At 69.6% G+C, this 18,006-nt stretch carries 20 protein-coding genes and 3 pseudogenes; 9 read left to right on the plus strand and 14 right to left on the minus strand.

Translation table 11 applies throughout. The annotated features are described in order from the left end of the window. Positions 1 to 142: 142 nt before the first annotated feature. On the plus strand, positions 143 to 325 hold the full coding sequence (locus tag NRF20_RS15565) for a DUF6104 family protein (protein ID WP_014176503.1): 183 nt from the start codon (positions 143 to 145) through the stop codon (positions 323 to 325). Here the strand turns inward: NRF20_RS15565 and NRF20_RS15570 are convergent. Next, positions 326 to 1,006: pseudogene (locus tag NRF20_RS15570) on the minus strand (hypothetical protein). It lies immediately after the preceding gene. A 163-nt stretch (positions 1,007 to 1,169) separates the two neighbouring features. Between NRF20_RS15570 and NRF20_RS15575 the strand changes: the two are divergent. Both NRF20_RS15575 and NRF20_RS15580 read left to right on the plus strand, forming a co-directional pair. Next, positions 1,170 to 2,027, plus strand: a complete 858-nt coding sequence (locus tag NRF20_RS15575; RefSeq protein WP_398631122.1) for a DUF4097 family beta strand repeat-containing protein — start codon at positions 1,170 to 1,172, stop codon at positions 2,025 to 2,027. A gap of 1 nt (position 2,028) precedes the next feature. Then, the gene (locus tag NRF20_RS15580) at positions 2,029 to 3,021 is read left to right on the plus strand and encodes a helix-turn-helix transcriptional regulator (RefSeq protein ID WP_413752763.1); all 993 of its coding nucleotides are present in this window, start codon (positions 2,029 to 2,031) and stop codon (positions 3,019 to 3,021) included. A 27-nt stretch (positions 3,022 to 3,048) separates the two neighbouring features. Here NRF20_RS15580 and NRF20_RS15585 read toward each other — a convergent pair whose 3' ends face one another. From NRF20_RS15585 to NRF20_RS15605, 5 genes are all read right to left on the minus strand, one after another. Next, a complete protein-coding gene (locus NRF20_RS15585) occupies positions 3,049 to 3,612 on the minus strand; it encodes a Clp protease N-terminal domain-containing protein (protein WP_398631124.1) in 564 nt (187 codons plus the stop codon). Next, complete coding sequence (locus tag NRF20_RS15590; RefSeq protein ID WP_093899545.1) at positions 3,612 to 3,821, minus strand: sigma factor-like helix-turn-helix DNA-binding protein; 210 nt, start codon at positions 3,819 to 3,821, stop codon at positions 3,612 to 3,614. Before NRF20_RS15590 ends, NRF20_RS15585 begins: the two co-directional genes overlap by 1 nt. Positions 3,822 to 3,888: 67 nt before the next feature. Then, a complete protein-coding gene (locus NRF20_RS15595; RefSeq protein WP_413752764.1) occupies positions 3,889 to 5,289 on the minus strand; it encodes a cellulase family glycosylhydrolase in 1,401 nt (466 codons plus the stop codon). Between the two features lie 44 nt (positions 5,290 to 5,333). After that, entirely contained in the window at positions 5,334 to 6,299 is a 966-nt protein-coding gene (locus NRF20_RS15600) for a zinc-binding dehydrogenase (RefSeq protein WP_413752765.1), read from the minus strand. Between the two features lie 219 nt (positions 6,300 to 6,518). After that, complete coding sequence (locus NRF20_RS15605; protein WP_398631127.1) at positions 6,519 to 7,730, minus strand: NADP-dependent malic enzyme; 1,212 nt, start codon at positions 7,728 to 7,730, stop codon at positions 6,519 to 6,521. Positions 7,731 to 8,252: 522 nt separating this feature from the next. Between NRF20_RS15605 and NRF20_RS15610 the strand changes: the two genes are divergently transcribed. The 3 genes from NRF20_RS15610 to NRF20_RS15620 are packed head-to-tail and all read left to right on the plus strand — an operon-like array spanning position 8,253 to position 10,939. Further along, positions 8,253 to 9,209: an ABC transporter substrate-binding protein gene (locus NRF20_RS15610; protein WP_398631128.1), complete on the plus strand. Its 957-nt coding sequence runs from the start codon at positions 8,253 to 8,255 to the stop codon at positions 9,207 to 9,209. A gap of 27 nt (positions 9,210 to 9,236) precedes the next feature. Then, positions 9,237 to 10,175 carry an amino acid ABC transporter permease gene (locus NRF20_RS15615; protein WP_398631129.1) on the plus strand — a complete coding sequence of 313 codons (939 nt, stop codon included), beginning with the start codon at positions 9,237 to 9,239 and terminating at the stop codon, positions 10,173 to 10,175. Beyond that, the gene (locus NRF20_RS15620; RefSeq protein WP_398631130.1) at positions 10,172 to 10,939 is read left to right on the plus strand and encodes an amino acid ABC transporter ATP-binding protein; all 768 of its coding nucleotides are present in this window, start codon (positions 10,172 to 10,174) and stop codon (positions 10,937 to 10,939) included. The genes NRF20_RS15615 and NRF20_RS15620 overlap by 4 nt, the downstream gene beginning before the upstream one ends. Positions 10,940 to 11,027: 88 nt before the next feature. On the opposite strand, the gene NRF20_RS15625 is transcribed toward NRF20_RS15620, so the two are convergent. From NRF20_RS15625 to NRF20_RS15635, 3 genes are all read right to left on the minus strand, one after another. Further along, complete coding sequence (locus NRF20_RS15625; RefSeq protein ID WP_398631131.1) at positions 11,028 to 11,795, minus strand: hypothetical protein; 768 nt, start codon at positions 11,793 to 11,795, stop codon at positions 11,028 to 11,030. After that, positions 11,792 to 12,280 carry a SigE family RNA polymerase sigma factor gene (locus tag NRF20_RS15630; protein WP_266358045.1) on the minus strand — a complete coding sequence of 163 codons (489 nt, stop codon included), beginning with the start codon at positions 12,278 to 12,280 and terminating at the stop codon, positions 11,792 to 11,794. Before NRF20_RS15630 ends, NRF20_RS15625 begins: the two co-directional genes overlap by 4 nt. Before the next feature lie 147 nt (positions 12,281 to 12,427). Then, positions 12,428 to 13,189: a class I SAM-dependent methyltransferase gene (locus NRF20_RS15635; protein WP_398631132.1), complete on the minus strand. Its 762-nt coding sequence runs from the start codon at positions 13,187 to 13,189 to the stop codon at positions 12,428 to 12,430. Between the two features lie 90 nt (positions 13,190 to 13,279). On the opposite strand from NRF20_RS15635, the gene NRF20_RS15640 reads away from it, so the two are divergent. Beyond that, positions 13,280 to 13,909 (plus strand): CGNR zinc finger domain-containing protein, encoded by a 630-nt coding sequence (locus NRF20_RS15640; protein ID WP_398631133.1) that lies wholly within the window; start codon positions 13,280 to 13,282, stop codon positions 13,907 to 13,909. Here NRF20_RS15640 and sodX read toward each other — a convergent pair. Beyond that, complete coding sequence (gene sodX / locus NRF20_RS15645) at positions 13,813 to 14,271, minus strand: nickel-type superoxide dismutase maturation protease (RefSeq protein WP_327278033.1); 459 nt, start codon at positions 14,269 to 14,271, stop codon at positions 13,813 to 13,815. The two genes, NRF20_RS15640 and sodX, sit on opposite strands and share 97 nt — an antisense overlap. A 180-nt stretch (positions 14,272 to 14,451) precedes the next feature. On the opposite strand from sodX, the gene sodN reads away from it, so the two are divergent. After that, positions 14,452 to 14,847 carry a superoxide dismutase, Ni gene (gene sodN / locus NRF20_RS15650; protein ID WP_093899557.1) on the plus strand — a complete coding sequence of 132 codons (396 nt, stop codon included), beginning with the start codon at positions 14,452 to 14,454 and terminating at the stop codon, positions 14,845 to 14,847. Between the two features lie 7 nt (positions 14,848 to 14,854). Here the strand turns inward: sodN and NRF20_RS15655 are convergent. Then, positions 14,855 to 15,436, minus strand: a pseudogene (locus NRF20_RS15655) (site-specific integrase); the annotation flags it as partial. Here NRF20_RS15655 and NRF20_RS15660 point away from each other — a divergent pair. Continuing rightward, positions 15,434 to 15,646 (plus strand): annotated as a pseudogene (locus NRF20_RS15660) (mobilization protein); the annotation flags it as partial. The pseudogenes NRF20_RS15655 and NRF20_RS15660 overlap by 3 nt on opposite strands. Before the next feature lie 65 nt (positions 15,647 to 15,711). Here NRF20_RS15660 and NRF20_RS15665 read toward each other — a convergent pair. Genes NRF20_RS15665 through NRF20_RS15675 form a run of 3 tightly spaced genes read right to left on the minus strand, consistent with a single transcriptional unit; the run spans position 15,712 to position 17,931 of the window. Then, positions 15,712 to 16,290 (minus strand): HAD domain-containing protein, encoded by a 579-nt coding sequence (locus NRF20_RS15665; RefSeq protein WP_413752766.1) that lies wholly within the window; start codon positions 16,288 to 16,290, stop codon positions 15,712 to 15,714. Between the two features lie 35 nt (positions 16,291 to 16,325). After that, positions 16,326 to 17,018, minus strand: a complete 693-nt coding sequence (locus NRF20_RS15670; protein WP_413752767.1) for a class I SAM-dependent methyltransferase — start codon at positions 17,016 to 17,018, stop codon at positions 16,326 to 16,328. A 1-nt stretch (position 17,019) separates the two neighbouring features. Then, positions 17,020 to 17,931, minus strand: coding sequence for an aminoglycoside phosphotransferase family protein (locus NRF20_RS15675; protein WP_413752768.1), 912 nt, complete (start codon positions 17,929 to 17,931; stop codon positions 17,020 to 17,022). Positions 17,932 to 18,006: the final 75 nt, after the last annotated feature.

Raw genomic sequence — 18,006 nt, forward strand, 5'->3', positions numbered from 1 at the left:
CGCCGCCGATGCGAGAGACATGGACCATGACGCCGGGGCACGGCGGGCCGGTTCTCGACCGGCCCGCGCGGCTGCCGCGGACCGCGCCCGGGGACGTACTCCCGGCCTTCGCGGGGCTGTCACCAGGCATTAGGCTTGCCGCATGTACTTCACCGACCGCGGTATCGAGGAACTGGAGAAGCGGCGAGGCGAGGAAGAGATCACTTTCGAGTGGCTCGCCGAGCAGCTGCGTACGTTCGTCGATCTCAATCCCGATTTCGAGGTGCCGGTCGAGCGCCTCGCCACCTGGCTGGCCCGTCTCGACGACGAGGACGAGGACGAGTAGTCAGGCCGGCCCGACGCCATCGGCCCCGTCGGCCCTGAACCGGTCGTAGGTGAGTCCGAGCGCTCCGTGCGTCATCGGCAAGACCCCCGCCAAGACCCAGCCGCCACTGCGGCGGCTCATCCCCCAGAGGGTGAGCGGCAGCCCGGCCGCCACCTGGGCGCCGCCCAGTACGCGGGCTCCGGGGCCGCGCATCCAGGGGCCGAGGCGGCTGCTCCCTACCGCGTCGAGTTCAACCTTCACCGCCTCGCGCCGGCCGGTCCAGGTGATCGGTTCCGCTTCGGGCCGGTCGTCGGCCGCCGCGTACAGGCGGTCGCCGGGTGTGTCCGGGTCCGGACCGGGCGGGAGGGCCAGGCCGATACGGCTGAGGACGGCGAGCAGCCCGCGCGGCCGGATGCGGGCATCGGCGTCCGGGTCCGGGCGGGTCAGCCCTTCGAGTGCCTGGACATCCGCTACGGGGTCGAGGCGCGAGCGCCGTGGCCCGGCCGGCCACGACCCGGTCGACCGGCTCCGCGTCCGTACCCCCGCCATCGTTCTGCCAGGGCTTCCCCTCGGGCACGAGGACGGCCCACCCGTCTCCGGGGGGGCGCGAGCAGCATCTGCTCGCCCAGCAGATGGGCCACCGGCCGTACGTTCTCGGGTTCGGCACGGCAGCAGTGCCCCCACGGGGGATGTCGCATTCATGTCCCACAGGGCAGGGCAATTTGCCCATATTCGACGCCCTTTGATCGATCGACGGCATCGTGACGCCCTCGCCTTCCCTTGACTTCCACGATCCGCGATATATCGTGTTCTGCAAGAGACGCGATATGTTGCGTCATTCCGCGCTCCCCGGGAGGCCAGATCCATGCCTGTGTCGACATGGGCCATCGCCGAGCCCCAGAAGCTGACCTTCGACGACCCCGTGACATCGCTCAATGTGCGCATCGTCGGGGGCACCGTCAATGTCGTCGGCACCGAGGAGCCGACCGCCCGGCTGGAGGTCTCCGCGATCGAGGGCCCGCCGCTGATCGTGACCCAGGAGGACGGCGCCCTCACGGTCGCGTACGAGGGCCTGCCGTGGAACGGCTTCCTCGAGTGGTTCGACCGCAAGGGCTGGCACCGCAGCGCGGTCGTCTCGCTCGCCGTGCCGGCCGGGTCGGCGGTGGAGGTGGGTGTGATCGGCGCCGGAGCCGTCGTATCCGGAATCCGTGGGCGCACGGACATACGGGGCGTCAACGGCGACACCACGCTCGTCGGGCTCGCAGGTCCGGTCCGGGCCGAGACGGTCTCCGGCAGCGTGGAGGCCCAGTCGGTCACCGGCGATCTGCGCTTCCGGACTGTCTCGGGCGACCTGACGGTCATCGAGGGCGCCGGGGCCTCGGTCCGGGCGGACTCGGTCAGCGGCAACATGGTCCTGGACCTGGACCCGACCGGGAAGCCCACGGACATCCAGCTGGCCACGATCTCCGGCGAGGTCGCCATCCGGCTGCCGCACCCGGCGGACGCGAAGGTCGAGGCGAACACAGCGAGCGGCGCCGTCTCCAACGGCTTCGAGGATCTGCGGGTCAGCGGCCAGTGGGGGGCGAAGAAGATCACCGGCACGCTCGGCGCCGGGACCGGGAAGCTGAGGGCGACGACCGTCTCGGGATCGATCGCCCTGCTGCGCCGCCCACCGGCCGAGGACGATCCGTACGATGCCGAGCCGACCGGAAAGGTGCTCTGACATGCCCCCCGTATTCGCCCACGGCCGCCTCCGCCTCTATCTGCTGAAGCTGCTCGACGAGGCCCCTCGCCATGGCTACGAGGTGATCCGGCTCCTGGAAGAGCGCTTCCAGGGGCTGTACGCGCCCTCGGCGGGCACGGTCTATCCGCGCCTCGCCAAGCTGGAGGCCGAGGGTCTCGTCACCCATGCCACCGAGGGCGGCCGCAAGGTCTACTCGATCACCGACGCGGGCCGCGCCGAACTGGCCGACCGCACGGGCGAACTCGCTGATCTGGAACTGGAGATCAGGGAATCCGTCTCCGAACTCGCCGCCGAGATCCGGGACGATGTACGCGGCGCCGCCGGCAAGCTGCGCAGCGAGATGCGGGTCGCGGCGCACGAGACCAGGCACACCTCCGCCGGCCCCACCGGCCGCAAGGGCGACCGGGAGTCCACCTTCGGCGACCTCGGCGACCTCGGCGACTTCGGCGACAAGGAGACATGGCGCGCCGCGAAAGAGGAGCTGCGCAAAGCCAAGCAGGAGTGGAAGGAGCAGGCCCGCCGGGCGAAGGACGAGTCCCGCCGCGCCCGCGAGGACGCCCAGCAGGCCCGCCGCCAGGCCAAGGAGGCCCAGGACAGGGCGCGCGAGCAGATGCAGAACGCCGCCCGCCAGGTCCAGGAGCACTTCGCGCGGGGCGACTGGCCCTCGGGCGTACGGGAGGGGCTGGCCGAGATCACCGGTCAGCTGGGCAGCTTCGCGAGGACGGGCAGTTGGCCCCCGTACATCAAGCCAGAGCCCGCCGACGCCGACCCGGAATGGGGCAAGGACGCCGCAGGGACCGGCGACCCGGCCCGCGATCTGGACCGCCTGCTCGACCGCTTCCGCGACGACATCCGCGACGCGGCCCGGGACCAGGGCGTCACGGAGGAGCAACTGACGGAGGCCCGCCGCCATCTGTCGACGGCGGCGGCCCACATCGGTGCGCTGCTGCGGAAGGACGACGCGGGGAGCTGACGCGGGCCGGGGACGGAGCCCCGGCCCTCAAACCCCGGACGGGCTGAGATCGCCTCCGTCCCCGTACAACGCTCGGTTCACCGCCTCGTACGTCGCCCCGTGTGCGGCGAGTACGTCGGCGACCACGCCGGGGCGGGCGGTGAGCGCCAGAAGGAGGTGCTCATCGCCGATGAAACGGTCTCCGCGCCCCACCGCGATCCGCAGCGTCTTCGTCAGGACGTCCTTCGACCCGCGGGCGAACGGGCGACGCCCCGCCCCGCGCCGCCGGGCCCTGTCCAGCGCGCCCTCCCCGTGGGCCTCCTCGACACGGGCGACGATCTCGGCGACGTCGATGCCGATACCGGCGAGTGCGTCCGTATCGGCCCGGGTCAGCCCGCCACGGCGGCGCGCGGTGACCAGATCGGCCTCGACCGCCGCGCGACGGTCGACGAGGCCCAGCGAGGTGATGGCGAAGGAGGCCCGGCCGGCCCGCCGGTCCAGCAGGGCGAGCAGCAGATGTTCCTCGGTGACCGTTTCGGCGTCGGTCCGTTCGGCGTGGGTCACGGCGCCGGTCACGGTCGCCCGGGCGCTCTTGGTGAATCGTTCGAACATCAATGCCTCCCGTACTTCTTGTGCACGGCCTGTCGGCTGACGCCCAGCTCGGCCGCGATCTCCTGCCACGACCAGCCCTTCACGCGGGCACTTCTGACTTGCACGGCTTCGAGTTGCTCCAGCAGCCGTCGCAGTGCGGCGACCGCCCGCAGCCCCACCCGGGGGTCGTGGTCACCGGCGCGCGCGGCGAGATCCGTTGCTTCGGTCATGATGTCAACTTACGTTGACATGGCATCCTTGTCAACCACGATTGACAAGGATGCTGCGGAGACCGGCTCAGCCATGCGCCGCCCAGGTCACCGTGACCGTGACGCGAGCCCCCTTGCGGGCCTGGACAAGCACCTCTCCCCCGTGCCTTCGGACCGTGGCGTGGCCGTCCACCGAGACCCGCCACTGGCCGGCCGTCGGCGGCAGGGAGACCTCCGTGGTGCCGCGGCGGCCGGCCGTGTAGGAGAGCCGGTAGACGCCGGCGGTGTCGTCGTACGTGTCGGAGTGGACGGTTCCGGCGACGGCGGGTGCGTACGGTGTGGCGGTCCGCTCCTTGTTCTTCGCGAACGCACCGTCCTTGTCCAGCGCGCAGTAACCGCCGCCGTAGCACCACACCCAGCCCGCCCAGCCCGAGCTGTAGCGGCTCAGGGAGGCCATCGCGTCCCGGTAGAAGCGGCCCATCTGCGGGAGCTTGTTGTTCAGCGGGCCCCATTCGCCGACGACGACCGGGATGTGCCGCTGCTCCGGGTACGCGGTGACGGCGGCCTCGTACGACTCGATCCAGCCCGCCGACGGGTCGTAGTCGCCGCCCGCCTCCATCGCGGCGTTGTAGAAGTGCGGTGCGTAGACGGTGCGGTGGTCCTTGATCACCCCAAGCCCGGTGGGGACGCCCTCGCCGACGATGGGAGTGGGTTCGACGAACAGCCAGTTGGCCCGGTCCACCGAACGGACCGCACGGGCCAGCCTGTTGTACATCGGGGTGAGCTGCTGGGCCTCGATGCGGCGGGCAGCCGTCGCCAGGTCCTCCCCTTCCTCCATCTCCCCCATCGGCTCGTTGATGAGGTCGTAGCCGAGGACGGCGGGGTGGTGCGCGTAGCGGTCGGCGACGACCTTCCACATCTGCGCCTGGGCGCGCTGGAGATCGGGATCCTCGTAGAGATGGGTGAAGGCGCGTTGCACGGCGGGCTCGAAGTACTCGGAGAACCAGTCGTCGGGGTGCGGGGTGAAGGGCAGACCGTCGGTACGGGTCGCCCAGGCCGGGATGCCCCGACTGCCGAACGCCGGGCCGAAGACGTCCTGGTGGGCATCGAGCACCACCCGGATGTCGTACTTCCGCGCCCAGTCCAGGACCCGGTCGATCTTGCGCAGATACGCGATGCTGTACTGGCCCCGGCGCGGCTCCAGGTCGTCCCAGAAGATGAGCAGCCGGGCGAAGTCGAAGCCCTTCGCGTGCAGATCGCGGAAGTGTTTCTCGGTGATGGCGGTCAGCGCCTGGTCACCGCTGTTCGCCTTGTCCGCGACGCTCCATCCGCGCAGGGTGAGGGTGCGGCCCTCGTCGTCGGTGAGGCGGGGGATGCCGGTCCGGTCCGGTGGTGCGGGCCGTGCGTCGGCGGCGGGGGCGAGGGCCCCCGCCGCGAGCACGAACGAAGTGACGATCGAGGTGAGTACGCTGCCTGTCCGTATCCGCATCCGTATTCGCATGGCGCAGATCAGAGCAGCTCACCCCTTACTCCTCAAGAGCAGGTGAGCACAATCTTTCCGAACTGGTCGCCCGCTTCCAGCCGTTCGAACCCTTCGCGGGCCCGGTCCAGCGGCAGCACCTCGTCGATGACGGGCCGCACGCCGGTCGTCGCGCAGAACGCCAGCAGATCCTCCAGCTCGTCCTTGGAGCCCATGGTCGAGCCGACGACCTTCAGCTCCAGGAAGAAGATCCGGGTCAGCTCGGCGTGCGAGGGCCGGTCGCCGCTGGTCGCGCCGGAGATGACGAGCGTGCCGCCGGGGCGCAGCGACTTCACCGAGTGGGACCAGGTGGCGGCGCCGACCGTTTCGATGACCGCGTCGACGCGCTGCGGCAGCCGCGCACCCGGCTCGTACGCCTCGATCGCACCGAGTTCGACGGCGCGCTTGCGCTTGGCCTCGTCGCGGCTGGTGGCGTAGATCCGCAGCCCGGCCGCCCGGCCGAGCACGATCGCGGCGGTGGCGACGCCGCCGCCCGCGCCCTGGACGAGGACCGAATCACCGGGACGCACCCCGGCGTTGGTGAAGAGCATCCGGTACGCGGTGAGCCAGGCGGTCGGCAGACAGGCGGCCTGCTCGAAGGTGAGCTCCTTCGGCTTGGGCAGCACATTCCAGATGGGGACGGTGACCTGCTCGGCGAAGGTGCCCTGGTAGCGCTCGGTGAGAATGGAACGGGGTTCCTTCGGGCCGACGCCGTACCCGGTCTGCCCGATGACGGAGTGCAGGACGACCTCGTTGCCGTCCTCGTCGACCCCTGCGGCGTCGCAGCCGAGAATCATCGGCAGCTTGTCCTCGGCGAGACCGACGCCGCGCAGGGACCAGAGATCGTGATGGTTGAGGGAAGCGGCCCGGACGCTGACGGTCGTCCAGCCCGGACGCGCCTCGGGGGCGGGACGTTCGCCCAGCTCAAGGCCGTTGAGTGGGTGGTCGCGGTCGATGCGGGATGCGTAGGCGGCGAACATGGCCTTGACGATAGGCCGGGGCGCGCGCCGACGTAACCAGCCACGGGTGTGACACGCACCGCGCAGGGGCGGGGCAGAATCAGCCCCTCCCACGATCGAGGAGCGGGGGTCCGAGAGCGGAGCCCCCGGTTACGGGAAGGGGCGGGGTGGGGGCAAGCCCGCCGCAGGCGCACCCCGCACCCCGCACCCGGAAACCCGTACCCCGCCCCGCCCCGGACCTCAGCGCCGAGCCACGCCCTCCGCCCGCGCCGCCGCGGCCACAGCGGCCGTGACCGCAGGAGCCACCCGCTCGTCGAACGGCGACGGAATCACGTAGTCCGCCGCGAGCTCGTCGCCCACGACATCCGCCAGCGCATTCGCCGCAGCGATCTTCATGCCCTCGGTGATCCGGGAGGCCCGGACCTGAAGCGCACCCGCGAAGATGCCGGGGAAGGCCAGCACGTTGTTGATCTGGTTCGGGTAGTCGGAACGCCCGGTCGCCACGACGGCCGCGTACTTGTGCGCGATGTCGGGGTGAACCTCGGGGTTCGGATTCGCCATCGCGAAGACGAACGCCCCCGGCGCCATCGAGGCGACGGCCGCCTCGGGCACCGTACCGCCGGAAACCCCGATGAAGACGTCCGCACCGGCCAGCGCGCGCTCCAGCGGACCGGAGATCCCGGCCCGGTTCGTGAGCTCGGCCAGCTCGCGCTTGACGTCCGTCAGATCCTCGCGGTCCCGGCTGACAATGCCCTTGCGGTCGGCCACGGCGACATCGCCGAGCCCCGCCTCCAGCAGGAACTTGGCGATGGCCACCCCGGCCGCACCGGCGCCGGAAATGACGCCGCGCAGCTCGCCGAGGCTCCGGCCGGACAGCTTCGCGGCGTTGCGCAGGGCCGCGAGCGTCACGACGGCGGTGCCGTGCTGGTCGTCGTGGAAGACCGGGATGTCGAGCCGCTCCTGCAGCTTGCGCTCGATCTCGAAGCAGCGCGGCGCCGAGATGTCCTCCAGGTTCACGCCGCCGAAGGACGGCGCGAGCCGGACGACCGTCTCGACGATCTCGTCCGCGTCGGTGGTCGCGAGCGCGATCGGGACCGCGTCGACGCCGCCGAACTGCTTGAACAGAATCGCCTTGCCCTCCATCACGGGGAGGGACGCCTCGGGACCGATGTCGCCGAGGCCGAGGACCGCGGTGCCGTCCGTCACGACGGCGACGACCTGCGATTTCCAGGTGTAGTCGTGGACCAGCTCGGGATTCTCGGCGATGGCGCTGCACACCTTGGCGACGCCGGGCGTGTATGCGAGGGACAGGTCGTCCTTGTCACGGACGGGAACGGTGGCCTGCACGGCCATCTTGCCGCCGCGGTGGAGCGCGAAGGCCGGATCGAACGGCTCTTCGGTGTCGCTGTCGGTGGTGCTGTCGCTGCGAGGATTGACGATCTCCGCTGCCATGGTGTTGACCCCTTAAGTCTTCAACGTTTGAGGGTGGCCACTCCTGATTGAGGAGGGGTGGGCGGGCACCGCGTACGTTCCCTGTGCCCGGCGGTTGACCCGCCCCGACAGGGGAGATTCATACGCGCGGGCGCGCCGCACACGCGCCCTGAGCCCCGGATGAGGGGTGTAAAGGTCTTTCTTACCGGACGGACCACGTCACGGACGAGTCCATATCGACGCGGTGATGTGACTCATAGTCGAATATCTGGACAAGTCGGCCAACTGGCGAAATGACGCTCACCGGTCGAGACGCTCCGAAAATCCTCCGGTGTCAAGAAGAAAACCCCACAGATGGTCCGGCCTTGATGTACCGGCCCCTTGAGGTTCGGGGATCGCCCGTTACCCGATTTTGACATGGCTGGCCCCCTGTTTGGGCAAATTCGAATGGCAAGATGCCGTAATCGCACAGGGCGGCGACATCCGACATCGCCTGTCATACCGCCTGGCACCACCACCCTCACCTGCCGGAGGAACCCGATCATGACCGCAAGCACCACACGTCGTACGGCCGCGAAGTCCCGGATTGCAGCGGTCGGCGCCATCGCGGTCGCCGGCACCATGCTGCTGACCGCCTGCGGCGACCAGACGAACTCGGACACCCCGAAGAAGGAGGGCGGCAGCGAGAACAGCGCACCGCTCTTCGCCAAGCTGCCGGCCGACATCCAGAAGGCCGGCGTCATCAAGGTCGGCACTGACGCCACATACGCCCCGATGGAGATCAAGCAGGGCGAGAAGATCGTCGGTGTCGACCCCGACATCGCCGCGGCCCTGGGCAAGCAGCTCGGCGTGAGCTTCGAGTTCACCTCCGGCACCTTCGACACCCTGCTCGGCGCACTGCCCACCGGCCGCTACGACGTAGTCATGTCCTCCATGAGCGACACCAAGGCCCGCCAGGAGGGACTGGACAGCAAGGGCAAGAAGACCGGTACGGGTGTCGACTTCGTCGACTACTTCACCGCCAGCACCGGCATCCTGGTGAAGAAGGGAAACCCGGAAGGCATCAAGTCCGTCGACGACCTGTGCGGCAAGAAGCTCGCCGTCCAGCGCGGTACGACGTACGAGACCGCTGCCAAGAACCTGTCGGCCAAGTGCGCGACGGACGGCAAGGCGAAGATCTCCATCGAGGCGTTCCCGACCGACGCCGAGGCCCAGACCCGGGTCAAGTCGGGCGGCGCCGTCGCCGACCTGAACGACTCCCCGGTCGCCGCGTACATCGCCAAGTCGGCGGGAGGAGGCAACGACTTCGAGGCCATCGCCAACAAGGGGGACGCCGGCCCGTTCGGTATCGCGGTCGACAAGAAGAACACGCAGCTGCGTGACGCGCTCCAGGCCGCCGTGGACGCGATCATTGCCGACGGCACCTACAAGGCCGCTCTCGACAAGTGGGGCGCCGGTGACGGTGCGGTCACCAAAGCAGTCGTCAACGGCGGCTCCTGACCCGCGCACCGCTGAAGGGCAGTCGTTGTGAACAACAAGATCAAGAAGATTCCGTCCGGGGTGATACCCGTGCCGGACGGGGTCCCGCCCCAGGCCATCAAGGCCATCCCGGTACGCCACTACGGGCGCTGGGTCAGCGCCGTAGTCGTGCTCGCGTTGCTCGTCGGGCTTGTGTACGCCTTCTCGCAGGGCAACGTGCGCTGGGCGACCGTGCCGGACAAGCTGTTCGACCCCAGCATTTTGACCGGCCTCCGGAACACGGTCTACATCAGCGTGGCCTCCATGGCCCTGGGCCTGGTGCTCGGCGTGCTGTTCGCCGTGATGCGCTTGTCCAAGAACCCGGTGACCAGCACGATCGCCTGGCTGTACATCTGGTTCTTCCGGGGCACTCCGGTCTACGTGCAGTTGCTCATCTGGTTCAACCTCGCCCTGATCTTCCCGATCCTCGACATCGGGTTCTACCGGGACGAGATGACCGATGTCATGACTCCCTTCCTGGCCGCCCTGCTGGGCCTCGGCCTCAATGAGGGCGCGTACATGGCGGAGATCGTCCGGGCCGGCATCCAGTCGGTGGACGAGGGCCAGACCGAGGCATCCCACGCGCTGGGCATGACCCAGGCGAAGACCATGCGGCGTGTCGTGCTGCCGCAGTCGATGCGGGTGATCATCCCGCCGACGGGCAACGAGTTCATCAACATGCTCAAGACGTCGTCGCTGGTCGTCGCCGTCCAGTACCAGGATCTACTGCGCAGCGCCCAGGACATCGCGGCCACCTCGTTCGCGGTGATGGAGATGCTGTTCGTCGCCTCGATCTGGTACCTGGCCCTGACGAGTGTGTTCAGCGTCGGCCAGTACTACCTGGAGCGCCGCTACGCCCGAGGGTCGCTGCGGGCCCTGCCGCCCACTCCGCTGCAGCGCCTGCGGGCCAACCTGAACCTGTTCCGTCGTCCGAAGGTGGCCCGATGACCACGCACCCGATGGTGAAGGCCCAGGGCGTCCACAAGTCCTTCGGCGCCGCGCACATCCTCAAGGGCATCGACCTGGAGGTCGCCCCCCGCGAGGTCTTCTGTCTGATCGGCCCGTCCGGTTCCGGCAAGTCGACCTTCCTGCGGTGCATCAACCACCTGGAGCAGATCAACGCCGGCCGGCTGTACGTCGACGGCGAGCTGGTGGGCTACCGCCAGAAGGGCGACAAGCTCTACGAGCTCAAGGACAGCGAAGTCGCTCTGAAGCGCCGGGACATCGGCATGGTCTTCCAGCGCTTCAACCTCTTCCCCCATATGACGGCGATCGAGAACGTCATGGAGGCCCCGGTCCAGGTAAAGGGCGAGTCCAAGGCCGTCGCCCGCGCCCGGGCGGAGCGGCTGCTGGACCGGGTGGGTCTGGCCGACAAGGCCAAGAACTACCCCTCCCAGCTCTCCGGCGGCCAGCAGCAGCGGGTGGCCATCGCCCGCGCCCTGGCCATGGAGCCGAAGCTGATGCTCTTCGACGAGCCGACGTCGGCGCTCGACCCGGAGCTGGTGGGCGATGTCCTGGACGTCATGCGCGGTCTCGCGGAGGACGGCATGACGATGATCGTCGTGACCCATGAGATGGGCTTCGCCCGTGAGGTCGGCGACGCGCTGGTCTTCATGGACGACGGCGTGGTGGTCGAGTCGGGCCACCCGCGCGACGTACTGACCAACCCGCAGCACGACCGGACGAAGTCGTTCCTGTCGAAGGTGCTCTAGGAGCGCGCGAGGAGGGCGGTACGGACCGATCCGGGTCCGCACCGCCCTCCTCTCCGTGCCCCCGCTCCTGCCGCCTGCTTTCTGTTCTCTACTTCTTCGGCATCAGTTCCGGGCTGAGCATCAAGGTCCGCATCTGGGCGCGGGTGAGCGGCGGGGTCTTGAGGAGCGGGCCCTGTGCCTGCTCGCTCTTGAGACCGGTGCTGTTGCGGACGGCCAGCAGCCCGCCGTCCTTCAGGGTGAGCCGGCCGACGAGCTCGGGCCCCCACAGGGGCGTGCCCTCATAGTTCATCGGGTCGCTCCAGATAGTCAGTACCCGCCCGTCCGGAAGCTCTTCGCGTACGCAGTCCGCCGGGCGATGCTCCCCACGGTTCGGCTTGCACAGATCCGCGGCCGGATCAAGTCCGCCGAACTTCTTCGCGACGGACTCCGCGGCCATCATGCTGACGGTGAGGTAGCCGACGCCGCCGTCCCTGCGGACGGCGTACTGCCCGTCCAGCGGCCCCACCGGGTTTTCCTTGGCCTGCTCGGGGGTGGCGTTCTTGATGATGACGGCCAGCGAGACCTGTTCGACGCTCCCCACGTCCTTGGGCAGCAGCTTGACCAACTGCTCGACCCTGCCGCTGTTCCCCGTGAGCTCGGCCGGGGCCGCCACCGACGACTCCTTCGGTTTCGTCCCCGAGGCGAGGCCCGGTACCGCGACCACTCCGGCGGCGACCACGGCGAGTGCGGCCGCAGATACGGTGACCCGGCGCCGCAGTCGCACCCGGGCGGCTCCGGCGTACACCGCCTGGGTGGAGATGACCGGCTGCCCCGCGTTGTCGGCGGCCCGCCGCAGCAGCTCATGCACGTCGTTCATACCAATTCCTCTGCCATCTCGGCGCGCAACGCCGCCAACCCCCGAGCCGCGTGGCTCTTGACCGTGTTCTCCCGCATCCCGAGCAGCTCGGCCGTGGCCTCGACGCTCAGGTCCTCCCAGTAGCGCAGCACCAGTACGGCTCGCTGCTTGGCCGTGAGCCGGGCGAGGGCCGCCCGCACCGCGAGGCCGGTGTCCGTGTCGGGCACATGGCCCGCGCGGTCGGGCAGTTCGCCGTACGACTGTTCGCGCCGCCAGAACCGGCGGCGGGCCGCGATGTAGGTGTTGACCAGGGTCTTGCGTGCGTACGCCTCGATGTTGTCGAGCCGCCCGTGCCGCCGTCCGCCGAGCACCACTTTGACCAGCGTCGCCTGGACCAGGTCCTCGGCCTCGTGCCGGTCGCCGCACAGCAGGTACGCGCTGCGGAACAACGCGGTACGTCTGCCCTCGACGAAGGCGTGCAGCGCGGCATCGTCATCGATCCGCATCGTCAGCGCCCCTCTCCGGGCCCGCGGGTGCGGACCGTCTCACCCTTCCAGTGCGGTGGGACGCACAGCGGGTTGCAGCAGAGGACAGAAAAAGAGAGAGACGGTACGGGCCGCTGCCCGTACCGCCCCTTCCTGCGCATGCTGCCGCTACTTCACCGCGAGCACCAGGGTGTCCGACGGCGACGCCCAGACGGCCCGCGCCTCGCCGAACCCCGCCTCGCGCAGGGTGTCGGCGTGCCACCGCACGGACGGCATGTCGCCGTCCGCGTGCTCGCCGTAGATCTCGTACCGCTCCGCGGTCGGCCCGGCAAGGACCGGGTCCTTGGCGGCGAGGGCCCACCAGTCCACCCAGTCGAGGGCACCCTCGGCCTTGGCGCGGTCCATGGTTGCGTGGCGGTGGGCGCGTTCGGCCGCGTTGATACGGGGGGTCTTGGTGTCGATCATGTGGTCGGCGTTCATGAACACCCCACCCTCCCTGACGAGCCCGCCGATCCGCCGGTAGAGCGCGGTCAGCGGTTCGGCGTGCAGCCAGTGCAGGGCGGTGGCGGTGAGGACGGCGTCGTACGAGTCGTACGGCAACTGCCCTGCCCAGTCCGGGTCCTTGAGGTCGGCGGTGACGAAGCTGACGCGCTCGTCGCCGTCGAAGTGGCCGCGGGCGATGGCGAGGAGCGCCGGGTCGAGGTCGACGCCCGTACTGGTGGCCTCGGGGAACCGCTTGAGCAGCCGGTCCGTAATACTTCCCGTACCGCATGCGAGGTCGAGCACTCTCGGCCGGGGCCCCACAATGGCCTCGACCATGTCCAGCATCACCCGGAACCGTTCCTCGCGGTCGGGCATGTACCACTCCTGCTGCCGGTCCCAGCTCTCCTGCCAGGCCGCCCAGTCAGTACCTGTCGTTGTCTCCGCCACGAGGAGCCTCCCATGTAATACCCTGGAACCGCAACTGCCTATTACACCGTTCGCTGCATCGACTTTAGACCGACGCCGTAAGGACTACAAGTGGAACTGGCCTATTACTCGGACTATGCCGTGCGTCTGGTCAACACCGAGGAGCCGGCCCGCAACAAGGACTCCCTCACCTCCGTCGAGGCGGTCCGCGAGCTGTTCGGCGCCAACGGACAGGCGGCCCGGCGGGCGACCGACGCGGATGTGACCCGCTTCCGGTCCGTACGGGCACGGCTGCGCGCGGTCTTCGAAGCAGCCGACGGCGGAGACGAGACACTCGCCGTCGACCTGCTCAACTCACTGCTGCTGGAGTTCCCGGTCAGCCCGCAGATCTCCGGACACGATCTCCGCGACGAGGACGGCAAGCCGGACTGGCACATGCACCTGGCCGACCATCCGTCGAACGCGACGGCCGGGTACGCCGCCATCGCGGCGATGGGCCTCGCCTTCCATCTCACCTCGTACGGTGTGAACCGGCTCGGCCTGTGCGAGGCGGCGCCGTGCCGCAACGCCTACCTCGACACCTCGACCAACCGCTCCCGCCGCTACTGCTCGGACCGCTGCGCGACCCGCGCCAACGTGGCCGCCTACCGGGCCCGCAAGCGCCTGGAGACGGAACGGGCCGCCGACACCGGCCGCAGCGCGGAGACCGCCCAGGTCACCACACCCCACAGCGACCGCTGATCCTTCTTCAGCGGCCGGTAGCGCGCCCGGACCCTGGCCAGCACGAGCTCCTCGGGCACCGTCCCGTAATCCGTGCTGTCACCGCCCGCGAAGGTGTTGTCGGCCAGCACCCACCAGCCGCCCCTGCGGCGCTCGGCGGCCCGCTTGACAATCAGCAGATCCTGCTGGAACGGATGGCGCAGAATCACCACGTCCCCGGGGCGCACCGTCGCCCCGTACTGCACGAGCAGCCAGTCCCCGTGATGGAGCGTGGGCACCATCGACGGCCCCGTCACCTCCACCACCTGGAACGGCACGCGCGCAGCCAGCCCTCGCCCGGGCTGCTCCTGCGTCAGCTCAGGCAACTCCGGCACCTCCCGCATCTCTCCAACACCTCCCCGGTCCGTCCAGTACACCGTCCCGTACAGCGTTCCGTACATTCGGCCACTGGACCCATCCTCACCCTGGACTTTTGGCCTAAGCCCATGGGGGCACCCACTAAATCCCGTCTCTCACGGAGTAATGTCCCACCTGAGAAGACGATCACGAGGAAGGACAGCTCAATGCTTTCCCGCCTGTTTGCCCCCAAGGTGAAGGTCAGCGCCCACTGCGACCTGCCCTGCGGCGTGTACGACCCGGCCCAGGCCCGCATCGAGGCGGAGTCCGTCAAGGCCGTCCAGGAGAAGTACCAGGCCAACGAGGACCCGCACTTCCGGGCCCGCGCGGTGGTCATCAAGGAGCAGCGCGCCGAGCTCGCCAAGCACCACGTCTCGGTGCTGTGGAGCGACTACTTCAAGCCCCCGCACTTCGAGAAGTACCCGGAGCTGCACCAGCTGGTCAACGACGCCCTGAAGGCGCTGTCGGCCGCGAAGGCCTCCACGGACCCGGCGACGGGCCAGAAGGCACTGGACTACATCGCCCAGATCGACAAGATCTTCTGGGAGACCAAGAAGGCTTGATCTCTGGCTAGGCCGCCTGACCTGCGCTTTCGCGGGTCGCATCGCCTACCTGTCCGCACCCGGTCCGCAGGCCGCCGAGCACGGCGTCCATGACGGACCGGGTGCGGTCTTCTTCGCCCGGCCACAGGTGGGCGTAGATCCGCAGCGTGATGACGGCGGACGCGTGGCCGAGGACCAACTGCACCTGCTTGACACTCGCGCCGCCGGCGATGAGCGCGGAGGCGTAGAAGTGCCGCAGGTCGTGGGTCACCATGTGGGGCAGCTCGACGGGCTTGCGGCCCTCGCACTCGGCCGCGTCGTTCTCCGCCGCCTGGAGCGTCCTGCGGGCGCAGTTCCACTCGGCCTTCCAGCAGCGGTAGTTGAGGGGCTCGCCCTCCTCCATCGTGAACAGCCACTCCTTGGAGGGGCGCGCGGCGAGGTGCGTGAGGAGCGCGTCAGTGACGACCTCGCCAACCGGGACGGTACGCCGGGACTTGGCGGTCTTCGGCGGGCCGATCAGGCCGGACTGTAGCCGCTGGCGTTCGACGCGGATCGTGCCGCTCTTGAAGTCGACGTCCGAGACCTTCAGATCGAGCAACTCCCCTACCTCCTGGCCACGGTCGGCACCCAGCGGGAACTCGACAGTGCCGAGCGCCCAGCCGAGGTTCTCAACTGGCGCATCACCGCTCAACCGAACAGGCGGGCTCAAGCGGCTCGCAGGCGAAGCGCCGTCAACGGCACATCGTCCCTGACCGCCACGCCACACCCACCGGCCACTCCAGTGTCCATGAGGCCCGGAGAGCGGGGTCGTCAGCGCTGACCCCGGTCAGATGCCCTCGCCACGCTTCGTGGCGAGGGCATCGGCCCTTCTGCCCAGGATTCGCGTCAGGCTGCTTCGGTTTCGCTCGGAGCAGCGGGTGCAGCAGCCTGCACAGTGAGCAGCCGCCCTGCCCACGCCCGGACCTCGGCCAGGTGTTCAGCCTGAAGCCCGGCACGGGGGGCAGGTTGGATCAGGAGGGTCGCCGCGCCACGGGTAGTACGCTCTTCGGCCCAGTCGTGGTCGAGGCTGGTGAAGTCGTCGTCGATCCAGATGGCAGGTGCTTCGCCGAGCCAGGTCTCGACGTGGTCGCGCTTCCAAAGGTAGCCGTTGGGGTGGCTGGTGGTGATCTGGGGACGGGGGAGCTCCACGTACGGCCAGGTGGGGAGGTCGAGGAGGGGGCCGATAAGGGTGGCAGCGTCCTGCCGCCAGCTGGTGCACCAGACGGGGGTGACCAGGCCGGTACGGATCACGGCCATGAGCAGGCGGCCGTGGGCGGGGTCGAGCCAGACGGTGACCGGGTTATCTGCGCTGCGGCCGGCGGGGACGACGTCGTGGCGAGTGTGTGTGGCCGGGGTGGACCCGTCGGCGTCAGGGAAGGGTATGAGGACGCCGTCGACGTCGAGGAGCAGGTAGGGCAGGCGCATCGGTCCTCCAGGGTGAGCCGGGGCGAGGGCGGCTGTCAGAGCTTGCGGGCGCGGATCAGCAGGGCGGTGGGCCAGTGGCCCATGCGGGAGTCGTGGAACTCCTGGGCCGAGGTGAGCCAGAAGCCCGCATTGCTGAGGTGCTTCTCCCAGCGATCCGTATCGAACTCCCAACGGGCGATGGGCAGTCGCGTGCGGTCGGGGAGAGTGACGAAGTCGCGGCGAGGCCGGTCGTCGCCGGAGGGGCTTCGGCCGCCGCGCTGCGGGTGGGGGACGGAGAAGGCGAGCATCCGACCGGGCTTGAGGTGCGCCGCGATGGCCGGCAGCAGGAGCTCTGGGGCGACGAGTCCGACAGCGCCGAAGACGGAGTAGATCGCATCGAACTGCTCGTCGGAGGCATGCAGGTAGTGCAGGGCGTGGCCGGCGACGAAGGTGAGGTTGTTCAGCCGTCCGTAGTGGGAGCGGGCTCGGCGGACCTGCAGGCCGACCAGATCGACGCCGGCGACGTGGGCGCCATGGCGGGTGGCCAGGTGAGCGGCGTTGTGGCCGGGGCCGCAGCCGAGTTCCAGGAGTCGCTTGCCGCGCAGGTCGGGGTCGAGGGCCTCGGCGCCAGGACCTTGGCCGGGTCTCGTGGTCCATTCCATCCGGGCAGGTACGGAGAGGGGTTCGGCGAGTCCGGCGGCGGTGCGCTGGAGGGCGTGGACGTGCCACGGGGAAGCCTGGGCGAGCACGTCAGATCTCCAGGAGGCGGAGGACGTCGGTGAGGTGGCGGCGCACGGCCTTGATGTAGGCGGGGTCGGTGGCCGGGTCGTCGATCCAGCGAATGGCCTGTTCCATGAACCACTCGACGGCCCACATGCGGTGCCAGCCCAGGGCCCAGTTCTCGGCGGTGAGCCCGCCACGCGGGGCGAGGGCGTCGGGGGTGCCGCCGGCGGTGACGTACTGCTCCAGGAAGGCGCGCAGGCGGACGGGGTGCGGGGGCTCGATGGTGCCGTGCCAGCTGGCGAGGTCGAGCAGGCCGGGGCCGGTGAAGGCGCGGGCGAAGTCGAGCAGCCGCCACCCATGCTTACCGATGTGGAGGCTGGTGGGGTGGAACTCGGAGTGCACCCAGCCGAAGGGGGCAATCGTCGCTCCGGCCGAGCGGGCCTCGGCGGCCTGGGCGATCCGGTCGAGCACGTCCTCGACGTCGTCGGCGTCCTGCCACCGGTCGGCCTTGCGCAGCCGTCCCAGGTGCTCCAGCGCCCTGGCCGGCAGCGTGCGCAGCCGCTCCTTGTCCAGGACGGGCAAGGGAGGAGCCGTACGGGTGCCGTGCAGGATCACGGCCGCGGCGACGCCGTCGAGGTCGTCCGCCTCGCGGACGGACGGTCCGAGGTCCTCCAGGAGCATGCCGAGCCAGCCGTCCAGGACGGCGGAGGCGTGGACCTGGGGGACGGGAACGCCGAGGGTTTGGGCCTGGCGGAGGGCCTGGTCCTCGCAGTCGAACGGCTTCTTGGCGTACTTGAAGATGGCCGTGGTGCCGTCGGGGAAGGTGACGCGCTCGACTCCGGACATGGACCACACGCGCACCTCCTCCCGTACGGCGATGGTCTGGCCGGTCGCGGTGAGCAGGTTGTCGAGGAGTTCGGCGCTTGGGTTCGTGGTCACGGGAGGGCTCCGGGGAGATGGTGGCGTCCGGGGCGGGCGAGAGATGCCGACCCGCCCCGGAGCCTGATCGGGTGG

Source organism: Streptomyces sp. R-74717 (assembly GCF_047305335.1).
GTDB classification, from domain to species: domain Bacteria; phylum Actinomycetota; class Actinomycetes; order Streptomycetales; family Streptomycetaceae; genus Streptomyces; species Streptomyces atratus.

What these genes read in the sequence shown, in the direction of transcription:
- NRF20_RS15565 (WP_014176503.1), top strand. Translation starts at nt 143, where the DNA reads ATGTACTTCACCGACCGCGGTATCGAGGAACTGGAGAAGCGGCGAGGC.
- NRF20_RS15575 (WP_398631122.1), top strand. Translation starts at nt 1,170, where the DNA reads ATGCCTGTGTCGACATGGGCCATCGCCGAGCCCCAGAAGCTGACCTTC.
- NRF20_RS15580 (WP_413752763.1), top strand. Translation starts at nt 2,029, where the DNA reads ATGCCCCCCGTATTCGCCCACGGCCGCCTCCGCCTCTATCTGCTGAAG.
- NRF20_RS15585 (WP_398631124.1), bottom strand. Translation starts at nt 3,612, where the DNA reads ATGTTCGAACGATTCACCAAGAGCGCCCGGGCGACCGTGACCGGCGCC.
- NRF20_RS15590 (WP_093899545.1), bottom strand. Translation starts at nt 3,821, where the DNA reads ATGACCGAAGCAACGGATCTCGCCGCGCGCGCCGGTGACCACGACCCC.
- NRF20_RS15595 (WP_413752764.1), bottom strand. Translation starts at nt 5,289, where the DNA reads ATGCGGATACGGACAGGCAGCGTACTCACCTCGATCGTCACTTCGTTC.
- NRF20_RS15600 (WP_413752765.1), bottom strand. Translation starts at nt 6,299, where the DNA reads ATGTTCGCCGCCTACGCATCCCGCATCGACCGCGACCACCCACTCAAC.
- NRF20_RS15605 (WP_398631127.1), bottom strand. Translation starts at nt 7,730, where the DNA reads ATGGCAGCGGAGATCGTCAATCCTCGCAGCGACAGCACCACCGACAGC.
- NRF20_RS15610 (WP_398631128.1), top strand. Translation starts at nt 8,253, where the DNA reads ATGACCGCAAGCACCACACGTCGTACGGCCGCGAAGTCCCGGATTGCA.
- NRF20_RS15620 (WP_398631130.1), top strand. Translation starts at nt 10,172, where the DNA reads ATGACCACGCACCCGATGGTGAAGGCCCAGGGCGTCCACAAGTCCTTC.
- NRF20_RS15625 (WP_398631131.1), bottom strand. Translation starts at nt 11,795, where the DNA reads ATGAACGACGTGCATGAGCTGCTGCGGCGGGCCGCCGACAACGCGGGG.
- NRF20_RS15630 (WP_266358045.1), bottom strand. Translation starts at nt 12,280, where the DNA reads ATGCGGATCGATGACGATGCCGCGCTGCACGCCTTCGTCGAGGGCAGA.
- sodX (WP_327278033.1), bottom strand. Translation starts at nt 14,271, where the DNA reads ATGCGGGAGGTGCCGGAGTTGCCTGAGCTGACGCAGGAGCAGCCCGGG.
- sodN (WP_093899557.1), top strand. Translation starts at nt 14,452, where the DNA reads ATGCTTTCCCGCCTGTTTGCCCCCAAGGTGAAGGTCAGCGCCCACTGC.
- NRF20_RS15665 (WP_413752766.1), bottom strand. Translation starts at nt 16,290, where the DNA reads ATGCGCCTGCCCTACCTGCTCCTCGACGTCGACGGCGTCCTCATACCC.